Genomic DNA, 16,950 nt, shown 5'->3' on the forward strand with positions numbered 1-16,950 from the left:
GAACGTTTTATTTTAATACTTATATTTATGCTTCTTACATTATTTAAAGGAGTTTTTGATAATTGCGTAAAATTTTATTATACATATTAATAACTATTATGTTCTTTATGATAAGTACTTGTATATTCCCTCCCAACCATTTAAACGCAGAGTCACAGGAACATACATATTCAGCATCTAATAAAGATTTCCAATTACAACCTGGAGATATCATTATTACGAAAGGACCAGTTTTATATGGTTTTTTTGGTCATTCTAGTATTGCCATTGATCATAATACTGTTTTACAAATTGAAGGACCTGGTGATAAACCAATCACAGAATCATTTGAATCATTCAAATCACGATTTGGAGAAGGCCAAGATGACTGGATTAAAATTTATCGCTGCGTAAAACCAGGAGCTGGTAAAAAGGCCGCACAGTGGACAAAAGAAAACTATGAAAATACAGACAATAGATATTTAGTGACTTTAAACTTAAAAAGTAAACGATTTACATACTGTACTAAAATTATCTACCAAGCATATAAGGAAGGCGTAAGCAACAATGCTGTAAGCGACCATGGATTATATATTATTTCACCTTATGCATTGAAAGATAATTTCACAAATGAATACCGTTTAAAACTTATCAAAACTTATTAAACGCCCTACTTCATATAAGTCATATTTAATATGAATAGTAAGGCGTTTTTTAAATTTAATTATACTTCTTTAAAATAATTGATGTACTGATCGTTCTTATCTAATAGATCAAGGTAACTAATCGCATTAAACGGAATGATTCTTGTGCTATTTTTCATAGGATAAATAATAACTTCGTGTTCATAATCAACATAGATATCACTTTCTAAAATAATACGTTTATTCCCAAAAATTACCCCTACTGCTTTAAAACCATCGTCATTTAAATATTTTCTTAATAATTCTTTATCCATATCATTACATCCCTTTAATTACATTTTACCAAAGTAATGTTAAGGAATTGTTAATTTGTAATATTTAAAGTGATTTTCTACTTTTTATTTATACTCATCTTTTCAATCTAACCAAAACTTTTCATTTATTACTTATAATATTTTAAATTAATATACTAAATAAAAGGGAAATGCTTGTTGATAGTATTAATAAATTGATATGATTTATAGATAAAAAAACTTTTAGGAGAATATATGAAAAAGCATACAAGTCTGTATACAAAATTATATTATTTTTCAATTCTATTAATTGTTATCGCCATCATCATTGTGGCTTTAATTTTTTATAATATAAGAAAAAATATGAATCATTCAAATGACCGATATAATAATTTTCAAGAACTTAAAACAAATACCAAAGAAAATAAAGATTGGCGTGTTATTACAAAAAATCGTAATCACCATGATATTTTAGTAACAGCAATTCATGGCGGAGGTATTGAACCTGGCACGACTGAACTTGCTCGCCGTATTTCAAATATTGGAAAATATGATTTTTACACTTTTGAAGGTTTACGCTCCAAAAACAATGATCAACTTCACATTACATCTACCAATTACGATGAACCAAAGTTGCGTAATATGCTTAAAACAACGAAAAAAACTATTTCAATTCATGGTTTTTCAGGTGATGATCCTATTGTCTTTGTCGGAGGTAAAGATAAAAAAATGTCAAAATCAATTGCTAAATCGCTACGTCGAAAAGGCTTTTCCGTTAAAGAAAGCCCAACAGAAATTGATGCTAAATCATCAAAAAACTTTGTTAATGATAACGAAAGCGACTCAGGGGTGCAGTTGGAACTAACTACGCGATTGAGAAAACAATTTTTTAAAGGACGCCAATTTAATCAAAAAATCCGCTCAAATCCAGATAATTATACGAAAACATTCTATAAATTTGCTAAAGCTGTACAAGAAGGTGTGAAAAATACTCAAAAGTCATAGTTTTGTCAGTAATTACTCTAATAAATTGTTTTGCAATTTAAAAATAAAGGGTAATACATATGTAATGTGAATTAGGGAGGAAAGTAAGATGGACGAATTAACTAAAGAACAAAAATATACCGTTGCTAAATTTTACAAATTATATATGGAAAGATCTAATGAAGGTCAATCAGAACAAGAAGCGAATGATTTCAAAGATTCTGTTACTACACAAGATGACTATTTTTGTGATCGTGAGTACGATGACTTTTTAGAAAATTTGAAAGTACTGATTAATAATGATTATATTAACGGTGATATTGAAGATGACAAAGTTAATCATATTAAATTAACTACTAAAGCATTTACAGAAATTGAAAAAAGCTTTGGTTAGAAATGATGAGCAATACCTTAAAACATTCCCCTTATATAGGCATGAATGTATTTAGCGCTTGGGAGGATTATTAATTATGGAAGATTGGAAAATCAATAATCATTCAAATCGTCACTTTGCTATACAACGTAATGCTAATGAAATTTCAATAGTTGAACCACAAAAAAATGGAAGTTTTAAAATACTAGCTGAACTAGACATTCAAAATAATAATTCAGAAGTATTCGATGATGATTTATATATTTCTTTTGATGCAAATAATAAAGAATTAAATATCTTTGATAGATTATAACTTTTCAAAACCTTATGCTACTATAGATTGTCATTTAAAATACTTGATATAGCGAATTATAAAGTATTTCAGCATTAAATGTTTTAAACTATTATATTTTTCATAACCAAAATTCTTGTTTATTTATTTTTCTTTCAACTATAAAAATAATTTAACTTAAACTTTAATTTTCATTTGCTAATTATCAATATAATAAAGTGGTAAAAAACTTAACTTTGTGGTACTCTGAATTTGTTAAACTTTGTGAGTGTTTAACATTACTTCTTGTTAGCGTCAACTTAACTTTAATTTTCGTCATTATTAAAGTTAATGTTGGCGCTTTTTTAATATCCCCTCTTTTTACTTTTAACTACTTTTCTTTTTAAATTACTTTTACTTATTAATATTAATAAAAATATTCACAATTTTTAAAAAGAAATAGATGTAAAATAACATTTATATGTAGTAAACTTAAGATAATGACATATCTTAGGAGAGATAGAATGAAAAAAGTATTTTGGTTGATCTTATCTAGCTTTTTAGTTTTAGGTGCTTGTAGTCATAGTAGTAACGATTCAAAACAAAATGACAGTAAATCAACGCAAAAAGATTCTAAGAGTAATGACAATAAAACTGTCAAAAAAGTAAAAAATAGTGCTAAAAAGAAAGACAATCCTAAGTCACAAGATGACAAAGGAAATAAAGAACGTGTTGACGGCGACAAAGCCAATAAGTAATAAATAATGATTAACAGCTTAGATGTTTCTTACATTTAAGCTGTTTTTTCAAACAGTTAAGCAATGTTCAACAAAATTTCGCTCAATTATATTAAACTCTATTTAATATCAAATTTGCAAACTGATAGATAGACAATTGATATTTTGCGTTAACCATATTGCAACATCTTATTGATAACATTTTTATTTATATACATATCAAATGAAAGGATGTGTGAAACATGAAAAACACAAAATTTAACGAAGAAGAATTAGAAACAATCAAACAATTTTATAATTCAAGAAGACGTTCTGTTTGTTGTTCAAACCCAAAACTAACATTCTTAGAAGATATCGTTCATATTCCAACAGCTGGAAATGAAACAAACGATCTTGAAGGTTTTGCTACTGTTTGTGAGAACTGTGGTCAAACTAAAGTGTTTAATTTAAATGTAATGCAAAACGCAAAATTTTAGTATCAATGTCTATTAGACAGTATTAATTTTTGATAGATTTATGTTTTATATACTAAATATTATATTGATATTGCACTTACGGATTCATATTGAATCTGTAAGTGCTTTTTTTATGTATAAAATATTTAGAAATCTGTTTCTTATCTATCTCATTTATCAAAATAAACTAAATTTAAGCATAAAAAAAAGCAACCATTAAGGTTGCTTTGAAAATGTTATTACATTTTTACGACATTAGCTGCTTGTTCTCCACGATCGCCTTCAACGATGTCGAATTCAACTTTTTGTCCTTCTTCTAATGATTTGTATCCTTCTTCAGCGATTGCTGAGAAATGTACGAATACGTCGCTTCCATCTTCTCTTTCGATGAAACCAAAACCTTTTTCTGAATTAAACCATTTAACTGTACCGTTATTCATATCGAATACCTCCGCGTGCTTTTGCACATAATATTTGTAACAAATCCATAAATCAAAGGGAGAATATTCTTAATAATAACTCGCAATTAACTTCACGTACTTGATTACTTAAATACTACTATACGCTATATTTGAGAAAAGTAAACCCTTTTAGCCAAATTCTTTCAAATTTATTATAATTAACAAAATAAAATTTTCAACTTTTATTGAAATCACCTTTAAAATATCTATTAAATGTAATTATCATAAAAATATACATTATAAATATAGATTAATTGTCTTGAATCCTATACCAATTCATAGCATTTTTATAAAATATCTTTTCACATTCTGTCTCATCAAAATGTTGTTCTATTATTTTAATATCGTCTTTAGTAAATCTTTGAGGCGCTCTTGTAGATGGTAAGTCAGTACCAAACATCAAAGCATTAGGATTTAGTTGATATATTTCTTTCAATGTTTTTGCAATATCTAAATTGCCTCTACTAAACCCTGTAGCTTTAACTCGAACATTTCTATCTACTAATTCTAATAAATCAGATAATCCTTCTTGCGATAAACCTAAATGATCAATAGATACTGCAGGTAATTTTTTAATTGTAGTTGAGATTTCAGGTAAATTTTTCGAATCTATATATAATTCAGTATGCCATCCAACTACTTCATATACTCTTTTAGCCAAATATTCTAGTTTAGATAAATCTTCAGAACCACCACGTTTTACATTGAACCTTAAACCTCTGACGCCACAGTTATTCAACATTATTAATTCATCATCTTTTACAGTATAAGGAAGTTGTGTAACACCTACAAACTTACCATCTAATTTGTCTAGAGCATCAATTAAATAGTTTTGATCATATCCTTGAAATGACCCAGACACAATCGCACCACCTAATATATCTAATTCTTTTACATCTTTTTGATAATCCTCAATACCGTATGATGGTGGTAAGTAACCATTATTTTCTTTTATTTCAAAATCATAGTTGATAATATGCAAATGCGAATCAAACATTTTCATATCAATGTCCCCTTTGTTTAATGATTATTGTTATAAATATTTTCAAATTCATTTTAACTTTTTCTAATGTTAATACCAATATGCAATAGATATAATGTTTTTTTAACATAACTATTGGTTACTTTTCTGATAAAGTTTTACCACCTGTCATTGTTAGCAATAAAATAGCAATAGCTATAATTGTTGCTGCAAAACCAAGTTCATGCACTGCTGTAGTTAAATCAGAACCTTTAAATAATATTCCAATCAGTGTTGAAGAAACAATTGCACCTAAATATCCTGCAGTTCTTAATAAACCAGAAGACATTCCTATCATTGATTTTGGAGTTTGATGATATAGCGCATTTTGATTTGCAAGATTTAATAATCCTTGTGGCAATCCAAATATGGCTGATAAGACGATTAAATAATAAATTGATGTGTCACTTGAAATCATTTGAAATCCTATCATTGTGATTAAAGCACCAATTGTTCCAATATATAACTTAGTTCTTATATTTAATCGTGGGCCCATTAACTGAGCAGAAAAGATACCCACAATAAACTGTGGTAACATCATCATTCCTGAATGCATGGGTGATAAACCTTTCACCTCTTCTAACCACTGCACATAACCATATAGCACACTGTAAGAAATAAGCATTGATAAAAAAGTACGTAGATACGTATTATTCATCGATATATTATGACTCAAAATTTTCAAATCTATAAATGGTTTAGCCGATTTTAATTCATAAAAAATAAATGCGATTAAACTTATAAACCCAATTAAAAATAAATACCAATATGATGGTTTGGCTTCTATAAAGAAAATCATCCAAGAACTTAAACTTATCGAGAATAATATAATTCCTACAAAATCAACTCGTTGTTTTAATAACTGTAATTTATCTTTAGTGGCTTCTTAGGAAAATATAAATAACCAAAAGTAAATGCCAAGATAGACATTGGTAAATTAACTATAAAAATGGATTGCCACCCACCACTAGCGACTAAAATCCCTCCTAAAGTCGGCCCAATAACTGCAATAACTTGATTGCTAATAGATAGAATTGTCAATATTTTACTCGGACTGTCTTCACCTGTACGTTCAGCTTCATAATTAATTAAATACATTGCTGAAGGGTATCCGGCACATGTCCCAATACCTATTAAAAATCTGGCTAAAATTAATCCATAAAACGATGGTGTCACTAACGCAATCATACTAGCCAATCCAACTAAACTCGTAGCAAATAAAAATAATCCTCTTGGACCAAAAATATCAATTAACTTTCCTATTACCGGTTGACCGATACTTGTAGCCAAATATAAAGACGACACAAGCCAAGCAGTTTGATAAAAAGGCACACCAAATGCTTGAGCAATTGGGACAAGCGCTACAGCCAACATTGAAGAATTAATTGGATTTAAAATCGAACCTAAAATCATAGGCGTATATAATTTTTTATTAAAAGTATTGCTAATAGCTTTTTTCGACATAAATGTCACCCTTGACTATTCTATTGTTTTTGCCAATCTGCAATTGTTAATACATCTCCATATCTAGTTAAAATGTGATTTGTTAAAAATTCGTGCGTCTCAGAGGATCTATCAGCCATTGCATCTTGTAAAAATGTTAATTTAAAATCTTTATCAAATGCCTCTACTCCTGTTGATAGTACAACGCCGCTTGTGGCTATACCTGATAAAACTAAGTGATCAATTTGTAAACTTCTTAACAATACTTCTAAATTACTCCCAGTAAATGCGCTAATTCGTTGTTTAGTAACTAATAAGTCATCATCATCCATATGAAGCTCATCTATGATTTGAGTCGATTTATCCTTAACTGTCATTGGTTGTCCACTTTCTTTGATTCTACTAAACATCTTGTTATTAGATGAAATTTCCATAAAATTTTTCGAAAAAGCAACTCTTACAAAGATAATGGGTAGTTCCATTTGTCTAGCTGTAGTAATTGCTGCATTTGTTTTATCAATTAAATCTTTTGTATCAGATAATGAGCTAATAATCCCATTTTGCATATCCATTACTAATAACGCTTTATTATCATTCATATTTATACCTACTTCCAATTTAGTTTTTTACATTCAAAAATCGTACCACATCAAGGTTCTTATTCATAATGATTGGTTTATCAATACTTCATTGGATAAAGTTTACAATTTTTATTTAATAATCTTTAACCGCAAGAATAAAGTTAAAATCATGCTAAACTATATTTTATTTTGAATTTTTAGTTGTATGACAATTTGTTTTGAAAATAACTTTTATAAATTTCATTTTAATTATCATTATTGATAACATAATATGATTACTCATTAGCCTGGCACCACAGTATTATTAATATATATGTAAATTACATTTAAAGGAGATATGTTTAATGGAAGAAAACTTTAATGAGGAACAACAAAGGAAACAATGGGAGCAATTTCAAGAATTTCAAAGACAACAAGCCAAACAAGAACAAGCAAAATCTAATCAATCTAATACTAAGAAATGGTGGCTTTGGGGCTGTAGCGGCTGTTTAGTGTTTTTTATCTTATTTATTATTGGCATTATAGCCCTATCCATGATTTTTAATGGTGGTATCAAAGATAATTTCAAAAGTTATTCTAATGGTACTAAAAACTATAAAATCGGAGATACGATCAAAAATGGAGATTTAGAAGTAAAAGTTAAATCTGTTGAAAATACAACATCAGTTGGCCCGTCTATCGCACCTACAAATGCTAAAGACACTTATGTCGTAGCAGACGTTTCTGTAAAAAATAAAGGCAACAAATCATTAACTATCGACACCCAAATGTTTAAACTTAAATCTGGTAATAAATCATTTGATGCCGATGCTACTGGATCTCTATCTGCTAACCAAAGTGATGATGGCAGTGTTACAAACTCATTCTTTTTAGAACAAATTAATCCCGATAGTACTGCAGAAGGAAAAATTGTATTCGATGTTTCTGAAAAAGTAGCAAATACTAAAGATAAAAAATTAGAAATTACATCAAGCTTGTTTAGCGTAAAAAGTATTACTATAGATTTATCTGATGCTAAAACTTCTAATAAAGATGATGACGAATCAGATAGTGATGATAGTGAATCCTCTACTGACACAAGTTCAAGTGGTTCAACAACACCATCTAATAATGAAAGTACATCTTCTTCAAGTTCAAATGCATCAAATAATTCGAGCCATAGTACTAATAGTAATGGTAATAGTAGTTCAAGTAACAATTCTAGCAATGATTCACAAGCTGAAAAAGCAGACAAATCACCAACTACTACACCAAAAGAAAGTGAACCACAAGAAACGAAGCCAGAAGTAACTAACAATGATAATGCCGCTAAACCAGCTGAAAGTACATCATCAAGTAGCACATCTTCAAATTCATCAAGTGATAGCAGTAATGCAGAAAAATAGAAATTAGATATATATAAAGAAGGAAAGTTTAATATCCGCTTTCCTTCTTTTTTTATTTATATAATCTCATTTTTTAGTTGCTCTTAATAACTTACAAATAAAATTATTTATAACTTCATCAAATCACTTATAAATTCATCTTTAACTTCATATACTGTTGGTCTTTGCTTAACTTTATGTAATTTATCTTCATGTTTCTTGATAATACTATCTAATTTCTTTCGTCCAAAGGGCAAGAATTCAACTAATTCTCGAAGACTAATTCTTGTATATTCATTACCAAATACTTTATCTTGGAGCAATATAAACAACACATTTTTTTCATGCTCTTTCAAGTTTAAATTCTCTAGTCTTCCATACAACGTTTCAATCATCGCAATATTTTCTTTAAATTGTTCAATTGCAGTTTTTTGACCCTCAATGATTAAATCCAACATGACATCTATAAAGTAAGTCATTTCTCCTTTATTAAGAAAATGAGAAGTACTAGCAAATGCTTTATCGTATTTATTTTTATTTCTATTCACAGCATAAGAAAAAGTTAATGCAGTAACATGTTCTAAATTATCTTTCAAAAGTTTTGCTATAATATAACGTCCTAATCTTCCATTACCATCATAAAAAGGATGTAAATACTCAAACATAAAATGACTAGCTACTATTTTCAGAAGTATTGGTGCTTCATAGTGACTAATAAAATTTAACATTTTATTTAAAAAATCAACAATTTCATATTCAGAATACTCATTTCTATGTACCCATTTTTCTTTAGAAGTATCACGAACGCCTACACCTTGTTTTCTAAACATTAAACCATCTGGTAAATCTTCATCTGCTATTTCGTTAGATAACAATAAATCATAAGCCTTTCTAAAATCAGATATTTCATTTAATGTAAAATCTTCATCACTAAGTAATAAACTATATTGATAAACTAATCCGCTAAATCTTTTATTACTTTTTAAGTTATTATTATTTAACGCATCTGCTAATTCTTTTTTAGTACTCCTTACATTTTCTTTTTCATTTGTACTTTGCATTTCGTTAATTAGTAACTTTTTTAGATATGATGTTGTAGCGACTATTGGTTGGCTGTTAATCAATTTATTAATTTCACTTGAATTGATTAATATTTTTTCCGCTTTAATAATTATGGTTTTAGTTGGACAAAAAAATAAAGGGAACATCATACTTTTAATTTGTATCTGCTTTCTAATTGGATTTATTTCAATATCTGTGACATAAGTCGTGAAATTATTTAATCGTTGTTGGTACTCTTTTTCAAAGTTTTGTTCATCACTCATGTGAAAAATTGTTTTTAACGTTTTATAAGCCATCTATAAAATCACCTCTTATTCTCCTTTTCTTCCATTTTGGCGTTTAAGCATATTTAATATGAATTATTATACTATAAAATTATTAAATTAAGGAATTAAAAATAGACCTAATATTTTAGTGTTAATGCTTCTTATTATTACATAATTCAAAATAACTAATGATACTATATCTTTGATGTGATGCAGAAATATTTTATTGAATGTATTAGTGATATAGTGATACAAATAATTTATAGTTTATTTTAAATAATGACCATTGCGTTTTGCTTAATTTAATTGACTATAATATAACTTTTAGGGTACATAGTATAATAATTAAATAAATTTTGCATTTTTAAGGGGGAGATCATTTGAATAAAATTGCATTTATTACTGATAGTTCATCTGGTATCGGTTTACATGAGTATTCAGATGTCTACGTAGTACCTATGGGAACAAGAATTAATAATAAAGATTATACAGATATGGTTGATATCAACTCACAAGAATTTTTTGAATTATTAAAGCAATATGAAAATGGAGCAACTACATTTCAACCTACACCACAATCATTTATAGATACTTATCAAAAAGTCATCGATGATGGTTATACTCACGTTATAGCTATTCATGCAACGAGTGCATTAACTGGAGCGTGTGAACAATCAAAATCTGTAAGTCGTGATTTTGATATTGAATCAACTATTATAGATTCTATGACTGGAGATTACCCGCTCCGAAGAATGGTTGAAGAAGGTATCAAAGCCAAAAATAATAATGAAAGTTATCAAGCCATTATTGATAAAGTGAACGATTTACAAAACGCTTCCACTTTAATTTTTTATCCTAAAAATTTAAATCAAGTTAAAAATAGTGGTCGTTTAAGTCGTTCAAAAGCACTTATTGCGGGAATTCTCAATATACAAATTATTATTGAATTTCAAAAAGGAAAAATTGTATTAGCCGATAAATTACGTACTAAAAAGAAAGCCTTTCATTATTTAATTAATAAGCTAAAAGATGAAATTACAAGAGATAATCCATCAAAAGTTGGTGTTTCATACACAGGAGAACATGAAACTGCTGATTCAATTATCAATTTTTTAAAAGAGAAATTTCCAAATAAAATTATAGAAAAAAATCCACTTATAAATGTTGGAGCAGTTCATACAGGATATGGCACAGTTGCAATAGGATGGATCAATGTATAAAATTTAAAGACACTCTAATAAAGGGTGTCTTTTTATGTGTTGAGGCATATCTGTGATAACAATAACTAAAAGCCCATGACCACGAGGGTTGCAGGCTTACAATGCAGAAAAATGAATTCCAATAAAATATTTATGATTATCTTTTACAATAACTTTTATAACAAAACGTATATACTGTATTGCATAATGTATCCAATTAGATGTTAATTATCGTTCTTTTTCTTAAATAATTTCTTAACATCATCAAATAATGAACTACTACCTAACCAATTTGAAACAGTTTCCATTGTAAAATTTATGATCTTACCTAATAATTCCATATGTTCGTCCTCCATACATATTTAATTAGATAACTTAAGATGTAAAATAGGATAATCTCTTCCTTGTCCATCCTGTTCAGATTCATCATATTTTATAAATCCATTCTTCTTATAAAATTGAATAGCATTTTCATTATCTTTGTTCACATCAACGAATTGTATTTTCTTGTCTTTAATAAGCGTCTGTACAATTTGTGTACCATAACCTTTATTAAAATATTGAGGGTCTATAAATAACATTTCTAAATTTTGATCATTCGTTCCCGAAAAACCTATCAATTCAATGTCATCCCACCACAAATATCCTTCTACATATTTAAAGTAAGTTGGAATTTCATGTTTTAATGCTATTCTATCTTCATCTTTAAGAAAATCATGTGTTTCTATTACTGATCTTTCCCAAATTTCTAAAGCCTTGTCATAATCTTTTTCATTTAATTTAGTTTTCTTTAATATCATAATATTCTCCTAAGTTAACTCAATCAAAATCATCAGCCATTAAAAATAAATATGCAATAACACCGATAGGAACTCCTAATATGGGTGTAGTAAATATACTTCCTAAAAATATGAATAAAGCTAAAAATATTATATCTTCAATATTCCACTTTTTGTTTAATAAATAGTTCCATATTTGTTTTAAGATCATATGATATAGTCCTTTCAAAAAATTCTATTACAGAATAACAAAAGCTATGACTAATAAAATGATAGAGATAATTAACGTTATAGTTCCTATAGGTGAATACTTATTTACCATTTTTTCGTATTCATGATCCGAGGCATTTATTTTCTTCAAATTTCTTATTTTAATCAAAAGGTAAAACGTTTCAAATAACGAAATAATCAGTAATATAGATAGTAAAATAGTCATATAATTCTCCTTTTTCACCTACTATACATATATCATATTTTAATGTTTTGTAAACATAACCACTAAGTTTAAAAGCAATCATTTTTTAATATACTTTTAATTATAGGTATATTTTTTACAATAACAAAACATTATAGCTAACAATAATTTTTAGTTAATATTAATAATTAAAATTTAAATGTATTATTAAATTAAATTGTATATTAAGGAGCCAAATCGAAATGAAATTCAAATTATTAGGAACGGCAATATTATCATCAGCGTTAGTTTTAACTGCATGTGGTCAAAGTGAAGACCATTCTAAAAAGGACGATAACAAAAAATCTGAAAGTAAATCAGATAAAAAATCAAACGATCCAAAGAAAAATAAAGATAAAAAGTCAGATGATAATAAAAAGAAAGACAACAACAAAGATAAGAAGCAATCAAGTGACGATAATCAACAAAATGAGCAGTCTAATGAACAAAATAACGAACAACAAACACAACAAAATAATACACAGAACAATTCAAATCAAAACAACCAACAAGCTCAACAGTCTCAACAAACCCAACAACAACCTGCTCAAAATCAACAAGCAAATTCTCAACAGAAAAATAATCAACAGCCAAACAATAACAACTCTACTCAAGCTCAATCTCAAAATAAGTATATGAACTTGCCAAATCAAGAATGGAGAAATAATACTGGAGGCGGATTATCTTCAGGAGAAATTCAAACACGCAATGAAATTTTAAAAGGTACATATGAAGGTGAAGATGCCCAACAAAAACTTGATGCAATAAATTATTACGAAAAGAAATATGGCAATTAATTTTTACAGGTAATACACATTTTTCTATTTGTTTTAATTATCATAAAAAACAAAAGAAATATCTTTAATATTTTGGTGATTAGCAAGTTACTCTTAATGGTAATAATTTACATAATATTATTGTTAACAAATATACTTTCTTAGTTTTATTAGTTAACAACAAGTTGAAATATTATTAAAAATGGTAAATGATTCTATACAAGAAAATTGTCTAGTTTTTTGAGAACATATATATTAACTCTGCTACAAAAATTATAATTAATGTAATGAGTTAATGGATTGTAATAAGACACTCTAAAATGGGTGTCTTTTTTTGTGTTGTGGCACATCTGTGGCAACAAAAACAAAAAACCCACAACCACATGGGTTGCAGGCTCGATAATGGAGACGGCGGGATTTGAACCCGCGTCCAGAGGTCCTGATACAAATTTTTCTACGTGTGTAGTTTATCATTGAGTTTCGCATAATGAGAGGTGATAAACAACCAACATTATGCTAGTTTGATTAAGTTTCATCTAAACAGACTTCAAACGGCAGTGTTTAGCATATCCTATTAAGGTTGAATCGCGTTAACAGCACATAGGAAATGCTGTTAGGCGATGCAGAGTGCTATTACGCAGCTACTGCGAAATTATTGTTTGATTTGCCAGTTATTATAAACTGAGTGTGTTAGTGACGGAGACAACCCTCCGACACGCTTAATAAGCTCTGGGTACCCCTGTCGAATCCATAAACGTCCCCGTAATAAAAAGTGTACTTTGTAGAATTTAAACACATCCTTCAGTCCATAACATCTCGACCTCAAACAACATCAAGTCATTCAAGTCGCGAACCAAATTTATGAACTAAAATCAATGCGCTTTTCTAACAAAGCACTTATTAATATATCAAATGTAGCCCGTGTAAGCAATAGTATTGCTTAATAACGGGCTTTTACAGCTCGATCCATATCACGTTTAACTGCTTTTTCTTTTAAAGCTTGTCGTTTATCATATTTTTTCTTACCGCGAGCAATGCCTAGTAATACTTTACATTGACCATGCTTCAAATATAATTTTAACGGAATGATAGAATAACCAATTTCACGTGTACGGTCACCTAATTTTAAAATTTCACGTTTATGCAATAGCAACTTACGAGAACGTAATGGATCATGATTGAAACGGTTACCTTCTTCATAAGGTGCAATATGCATATTATTTAAATAGATTTCGCCACGTTTAACTTGAGCATAGCTATCTTTTAAATTGGCACTACCTCTACGTATAGATTTAATTTCTGTACCTTGTAACACAATACCCGCTTCAATCGTATCTTCAATATTATAATCATGTCTTGCTTTGCGATTTTCAGCTAGTGTGCCCGGTGATTTTTTCTTAGCCATTCTGTCTCACCTCTTTGCTGCTTATTTTTTCTTTTTACGTGATTTTTTCTTTACACTTTTGTCTTTGTAAAATGGTTTATGCTTTGTATTTCCTTTTTTATCTTGTTGACGCGCATTTTTACCTTTACGTTGTTTACGTTTATTCTTACCGTTACCTTTATCATCAGTTTTTGATTTATCTAATGATTTACCACGTGTCTTCGCTTGGATTGTTTTACCACGTGCTGGTCTTTGACTTCTATCATTTTTAGGTAATGGCATACCAACGATTTGGAAATCAATCATGCGTTCATCTACATCAACATGAGTGACTTTTACTTTAACAGCATCACCAATACGGAATACTTTAGCTTGACGTTCACCAATTAAAGCCATTTGTCGTTCATCAAAACGATAATAATCATCTGTCATATTAGACATATGAACCATACCTTCAATCGTGTTTGGTAATTCTACAAACATGCCGAAGTTAGCTACTGAACTAATGATACCCTCAAATTCTTCACCAATATGTTGTACCATGTATTCAGATTTTTTCAGATCATCTGTATCACGTTCTGCTTCGATAGCACGACGTTCACGTTGAGACGTATGCTCTGCAAGTTCTGGAAGTTTATCTTCCCATTTGCGTTGTTCTTTCTTATCCATTGAATGTTCAATTAGATACTTACGAATTAAACGGTGAACAGTTAAATCCGGATAACGACGAATTGGTGATGTGAAATGAGTATAGTACTCTGCTGATAAACCAAAGTGACCTAAGTTCACATCATCATAATGTGCTTGTTGCATAGAACGAAGCATCATTGTAGAAATAACCATTTGTTCTGGACGACCTTCAACTTCTTCTTGAATACTTTGAAGCGTTGTTGGATGGATGTCTTCTCCAGTACCTTTAATCATAATGCCAAAGTTCGTAATAAAGTCAAAGAACTGTCTTAATCGGTCTGATTTAGGTTGTTCATGGACACGATATATAAATGGTACTTCCAACTTGTTAAAGTGCTCAGCAACTGTTTCATTAGCTGCTAACATGAATGATTCTATTAGTCGTTCACCTTCACCACGTTCACGAATTTGAACGTCAGTTGGAATACCTTCATTATTAACTAAAACTTTGGCTTCGCTAATATCAAAGTCTATTTCTCCACGACGTCTACGCATATTTACTAAACGGTTAGATAAATCTTGAGCTAAATCTAACATTTCAGTAATTTCACTGTACTGACGACGTACATCTGGATTTTGATCAGTGATGATTTGATTGACCGCATCATAAGTCATTCTGTAATTAGAATGGATAACACTGTCGAAAATTTCATGATTGACTACTTCACCACGAGCGTTGATTTCCATACGACAACTTAGCGTTAAACGATCAACTTCTGGATTTAAAGAACAAATACCGTTACTTAATCTATGCGGTATCATTGGAATGACTCTGTCTACTAAGTACACACTTGTTGCTCTGTCATATGCTTCTTTATCTAATGCAGAATCTTCCGTCACATAATAACTGACATCTGCAATACTTACAGTAAGTTCAGTATTACCGTTTTTTAACTTTTTAACACTGATAGCATCGTCTAAATCTTTAGCATCTGCACCATCAATTGTAATAGTTAATTCATCTCTTAAATCATGACGACCTTCTATTTCTGAAGGTTTAATTTCTTCTGGAACATTTTCAGCTTCTTTAAGTACATTGTCAGGAAATTCTATTTCTATACCATGTTGATAAATGATTGATAGAATATCTACACCTGGATCATTTTTATGACCTAAGATAGCTGAAATATGTCCTTCTGGATTATCTGTACCATCTGCATATTTTGTAATTTGGACTAATACTTTATGTCCATCTACTGCTCCTAAACTTTGACCTTTAGGAATAAAAATATCTTGCATGATACGTTTATCATCTGGAATCACAAAACCAAAATGTTTCGCTTCACTATAAGTTCCTACGACTTGAGTGACAGAATGTTTTTCAATAGATTTTACTTCACCTTCTGTTTTACCTTTAAAGTCGCCTCTACCTTTATGAACTTCTACGATAACTGTATCGCCATCTAATGCTCTATTAATTTTTGTTGGTGGAATAAAGATGTCATCTACACCTTCTTCTTCCGGTCTAAGAAAAGCAAATCCTTTTTTATTCTGGCTTAATGTTCCTCTTACCAATTTTGAATTTGTTTTATTAGATTGCTTTCTTTGATATCTATCTGTCTTAGTACGTTCTATTAAACCAGTTTGCTCTAGTTCAACAAGCACCTTTATTAAATCTCTGAATGAGTCGGCACTATTTAAACCTAATGCATCTTGAAAATCTGATACTGACATGGGTTCATAATCAGGTTGTTTAATCATTTCTTCGATGGATTGTTTTAAATTCATTATGCC

20 protein-coding genes and 1 other RNA gene are annotated in these 16,950 nt (G+C 29.2%); 9 read left to right on the top strand and 12 right to left on the bottom strand.

Annotated features, from left to right (window positions below; translation table 11 throughout):
* The first annotated feature begins 62 nt into the window (after nucleotides 1-62).
* Nucleotides 63-644 (top strand): lipoprotein N-acylation protein LnsA, encoded by a 582-nt coding sequence (gene lnsA, locus LFT63_RS04600; protein ID WP_445684200.1) that lies wholly within the window; start codon nucleotides 63-65, stop codon nucleotides 642-644.
* A 59-nt stretch (nucleotides 645-703) separates the two neighbouring features.
* Here the strand turns inward: lnsA and LFT63_RS04605 are convergent, their stop codons facing one another.
* Nucleotides 704-937, bottom strand: coding sequence for a hypothetical protein (locus tag LFT63_RS04605; RefSeq protein WP_340768110.1), 234 nt, complete (start codon nucleotides 935-937; stop codon nucleotides 704-706).
* Nucleotides 938-1,171: 234 nt separating this feature from the next.
* On the opposite strand from LFT63_RS04605, the gene LFT63_RS04610 reads away from it, so the two are divergent.
* The 5 genes from LFT63_RS04610 to LFT63_RS04630 all read left to right on the top strand — a co-directional run bounded on the left by LFT63_RS04610 (nucleotide 1,172) and on the right by LFT63_RS04630 (nucleotide 3,757).
* Nucleotides 1,172-1,921, top strand: coding sequence for a poly-gamma-glutamate hydrolase family protein (locus tag LFT63_RS04610; protein WP_029056557.1), 750 nt, complete (start codon nucleotides 1,172-1,174; stop codon nucleotides 1,919-1,921).
* An 88-nt stretch (nucleotides 1,922-2,009) separates the two neighbouring features.
* Entirely contained in the window at nucleotides 2,010-2,294 is a 285-nt protein-coding gene (locus tag LFT63_RS04615; protein WP_029056556.1) for a hypothetical protein, read from the top strand.
* 76 nt (nucleotides 2,295-2,370) lie between these two features.
* A complete protein-coding gene (locus LFT63_RS04620) occupies nucleotides 2,371-2,586 on the top strand; it encodes a hypothetical protein (RefSeq protein WP_340768112.1) in 216 nt (71 codons plus the stop codon).
* A gap of 482 nt (nucleotides 2,587-3,068) precedes the next feature.
* Nucleotides 3,069-3,302, top strand: a complete 234-nt coding sequence (locus LFT63_RS04625) for a hypothetical protein (protein WP_340768113.1) — start codon at nucleotides 3,069-3,071, stop codon at nucleotides 3,300-3,302.
* Nucleotides 3,303-3,523: 221 nt separating this feature from the next.
* Nucleotides 3,524-3,757, top strand: coding sequence for a hypothetical protein (locus LFT63_RS04630; RefSeq protein WP_029056555.1), 234 nt, complete (start codon nucleotides 3,524-3,526; stop codon nucleotides 3,755-3,757).
* A 218-nt stretch (nucleotides 3,758-3,975) separates the two neighbouring features.
* On the opposite strand, the gene LFT63_RS04635 is transcribed toward LFT63_RS04630, so the two are convergent.
* The 5 genes from LFT63_RS04635 to LFT63_RS04655 all read right to left on the bottom strand — a co-directional run bounded on the left by LFT63_RS04635 (nucleotide 3,976) and on the right by LFT63_RS04655 (nucleotide 7,260).
* On the bottom strand, nucleotides 3,976-4,176 hold the full coding sequence (locus LFT63_RS04635) for a cold-shock protein (protein ID WP_002450876.1): 201 nt from the start codon (nucleotides 4,174-4,176) through the stop codon (nucleotides 3,976-3,978).
* Nucleotides 4,177-4,447: 271 nt separating this feature from the next.
* On the bottom strand, nucleotides 4,448-5,200 hold the full coding sequence (locus tag LFT63_RS04640; RefSeq protein WP_017637832.1) for an amidohydrolase family protein: 753 nt from the start codon (nucleotides 5,198-5,200) through the stop codon (nucleotides 4,448-4,450).
* Nucleotides 5,201-5,318: 118 nt separating this feature from the next.
* Complete coding sequence (locus LFT63_RS04645; RefSeq protein ID WP_445684201.1) at nucleotides 5,319-5,876, bottom strand: MFS transporter; 558 nt, start codon at nucleotides 5,874-5,876, stop codon at nucleotides 5,319-5,321.
* A gap of 197 nt (nucleotides 5,877-6,073) precedes the next feature.
* A complete protein-coding gene (locus tag LFT63_RS04650) occupies nucleotides 6,074-6,682 on the bottom strand; it encodes an MFS transporter (RefSeq protein WP_340768116.1) in 609 nt (202 codons plus the stop codon).
* A 20-nt stretch (nucleotides 6,683-6,702) separates the two neighbouring features.
* On the bottom strand, nucleotides 6,703-7,260 hold the full coding sequence (locus LFT63_RS04655) for a cysteine hydrolase family protein (RefSeq protein WP_029056553.1): 558 nt from the start codon (nucleotides 7,258-7,260) through the stop codon (nucleotides 6,703-6,705).
* 326 nt (nucleotides 7,261-7,586) lie between these two features.
* On the opposite strand from LFT63_RS04655, the gene LFT63_RS04660 reads away from it, so the two are divergent.
* Nucleotides 7,587-8,627, top strand: a complete 1,041-nt coding sequence (locus LFT63_RS04660; RefSeq protein WP_340768118.1) for a DUF4352 domain-containing protein — start codon at nucleotides 7,587-7,589, stop codon at nucleotides 8,625-8,627.
* 107 nt (nucleotides 8,628-8,734) lie between these two features.
* Here the strand turns inward: LFT63_RS04660 and LFT63_RS04665 are convergent, their stop codons facing one another.
* Nucleotides 8,735-9,964 carry a Fic family protein gene (locus LFT63_RS04665; RefSeq protein WP_029056551.1) on the bottom strand — a complete coding sequence of 410 codons (1,230 nt, stop codon included), beginning with the start codon at nucleotides 9,962-9,964 and terminating at the stop codon, nucleotides 8,735-8,737.
* Nucleotides 9,965-10,314: 350 nt separating this feature from the next.
* Here LFT63_RS04665 and LFT63_RS04670 point away from each other — a divergent pair, with 350 nt between their 5' ends.
* Nucleotides 10,315-11,154 carry a DegV family protein gene (locus tag LFT63_RS04670; RefSeq protein ID WP_017637626.1) on the top strand — a complete coding sequence of 280 codons (840 nt, stop codon included), beginning with the start codon at nucleotides 10,315-10,317 and terminating at the stop codon, nucleotides 11,152-11,154.
* A gap of 341 nt (nucleotides 11,155-11,495) precedes the next feature.
* On the opposite strand, the gene LFT63_RS04675 is transcribed toward LFT63_RS04670, so the two are convergent.
* Entirely contained in the window at nucleotides 11,496-11,933 is a 438-nt protein-coding gene (locus LFT63_RS04675; protein ID WP_029056549.1) for a GNAT family N-acetyltransferase, read from the bottom strand.
* A gap of 19 nt (nucleotides 11,934-11,952) precedes the next feature.
* On the bottom strand, nucleotides 11,953-12,123 hold the full coding sequence (locus LFT63_RS04680; RefSeq protein WP_029056548.1) for a VraH family peptide resistance protein: 171 nt from the start codon (nucleotides 12,121-12,123) through the stop codon (nucleotides 11,953-11,955).
* 446 nt (nucleotides 12,124-12,569) lie between these two features.
* On the opposite strand from LFT63_RS04680, the gene LFT63_RS04685 reads away from it, so the two are divergent.
* Nucleotides 12,570-13,163, top strand: a complete 594-nt coding sequence (locus LFT63_RS04685; RefSeq protein WP_029056546.1) for a hypothetical protein — start codon at nucleotides 12,570-12,572, stop codon at nucleotides 13,161-13,163.
* A gap of 379 nt (nucleotides 13,164-13,542) precedes the next feature.
* Here the strand turns inward: LFT63_RS04685 and ssrA are convergent.
* The 3 genes from ssrA to rnr all read right to left on the bottom strand — a co-directional run bounded on the left by ssrA (nucleotide 13,543) and on the right by rnr (nucleotide 16,944).
* Nucleotides 13,543-13,904, bottom strand: a transfer-messenger RNA (tmRNA) gene (gene ssrA, locus LFT63_RS04690).
* A 178-nt stretch (nucleotides 13,905-14,082) separates the two neighbouring features.
* Nucleotides 14,083-14,547, bottom strand: a complete 465-nt coding sequence (smpB, locus tag LFT63_RS04695) for an SsrA-binding protein SmpB (protein WP_017636860.1) — start codon at nucleotides 14,545-14,547, stop codon at nucleotides 14,083-14,085.
* A gap of 21 nt (nucleotides 14,548-14,568) precedes the next feature.
* A complete protein-coding gene (gene rnr / locus LFT63_RS04700; RefSeq protein WP_046466472.1) occupies nucleotides 14,569-16,944 on the bottom strand; it encodes a ribonuclease R in 2,376 nt (791 codons plus the stop codon).
* Between the last annotated feature and the right edge of the window lie 6 nt (nucleotides 16,945-16,950).

The organism is Staphylococcus sp. FSL H8-0121, assembly GCF_038008425.1.
Taxonomy (GTDB): domain Bacteria; phylum Bacillota; class Bacilli; order Staphylococcales; family Staphylococcaceae; genus Staphylococcus; species Staphylococcus pasteuri.

Bases quoted from the DNA above. Each gene is read 5' to 3' on its own strand.
- LFT63_RS04615 (WP_029056556.1), top strand. From the start codon at position 2,010: ATGGACGAATTAACTAAAGAACAAAAATATACCGTTGCTAAATTTTAC.
- LFT63_RS04610 (WP_029056557.1), top strand. From the start codon at position 1,172: ATGAAAAAGCATACAAGTCTGTATACAAAATTATATTATTTTTCAATT.
- smpB (WP_017636860.1), bottom strand. From the start codon at position 14,547: ATGGCTAAGAAAAAATCACCGGGCACACTAGCTGAAAATCGCAAAGCA.
- LFT63_RS04625 (WP_340768113.1), top strand. From the start codon at position 3,069: ATGAAAAAAGTATTTTGGTTGATCTTATCTAGCTTTTTAGTTTTAGGT.
- rnr (WP_046466472.1), bottom strand. From the start codon at position 16,944: ATGAATTTAAAACAATCCATCGAAGAAATGATTAAACAACCTGATTAT.
- LFT63_RS04650 (WP_340768116.1), bottom strand. From the start codon at position 6,682: ATGTCGAAAAAAGCTATTAGCAATACTTTTAATAAAAAATTATATACG.
- LFT63_RS04640 (WP_017637832.1), bottom strand. From the start codon at position 5,200: ATGAAAATGTTTGATTCGCATTTGCATATTATCAACTATGATTTTGAA.
- LFT63_RS04660 (WP_340768118.1), top strand. From the start codon at position 7,587: ATGGAAGAAAACTTTAATGAGGAACAACAAAGGAAACAATGGGAGCAA.
- LFT63_RS04635 (WP_002450876.1), bottom strand. From the start codon at position 4,176: ATGAATAACGGTACAGTTAAATGGTTTAATTCAGAAAAAGGTTTTGGT.
- LFT63_RS04680 (WP_029056548.1), bottom strand. From the start codon at position 12,123: ATGATCTTAAAACAAATATGGAACTATTTATTAAACAAAAAGTGGAAT.
- LFT63_RS04655 (WP_029056553.1), bottom strand. From the start codon at position 7,260: ATGAATGATAATAAAGCGTTATTAGTAATGGATATGCAAAATGGGATT.
- LFT63_RS04685 (WP_029056546.1), top strand. From the start codon at position 12,570: ATGAAATTCAAATTATTAGGAACGGCAATATTATCATCAGCGTTAGTT.
- LFT63_RS04675 (WP_029056549.1), bottom strand. From the start codon at position 11,933: ATGATATTAAAGAAAACTAAATTAAATGAAAAAGATTATGACAAGGCT.
- LFT63_RS04645 (WP_445684201.1), bottom strand. From the start codon at position 5,876: ATGAATAATACGTATCTACGTACTTTTTTATCAATGCTTATTTCTTAC.
- LFT63_RS04620 (WP_340768112.1), top strand. From the start codon at position 2,371: ATGGAAGATTGGAAAATCAATAATCATTCAAATCGTCACTTTGCTATA.
- LFT63_RS04630 (WP_029056555.1), top strand. From the start codon at position 3,524: ATGAAAAACACAAAATTTAACGAAGAAGAATTAGAAACAATCAAACAA.
- LFT63_RS04665 (WP_029056551.1), bottom strand. From the start codon at position 9,964: ATGGCTTATAAAACGTTAAAAACAATTTTTCACATGAGTGATGAACAA.
- LFT63_RS04605 (WP_340768110.1), bottom strand. From the start codon at position 937: ATGGATAAAGAATTATTAAGAAAATATTTAAATGACGATGGTTTTAAA.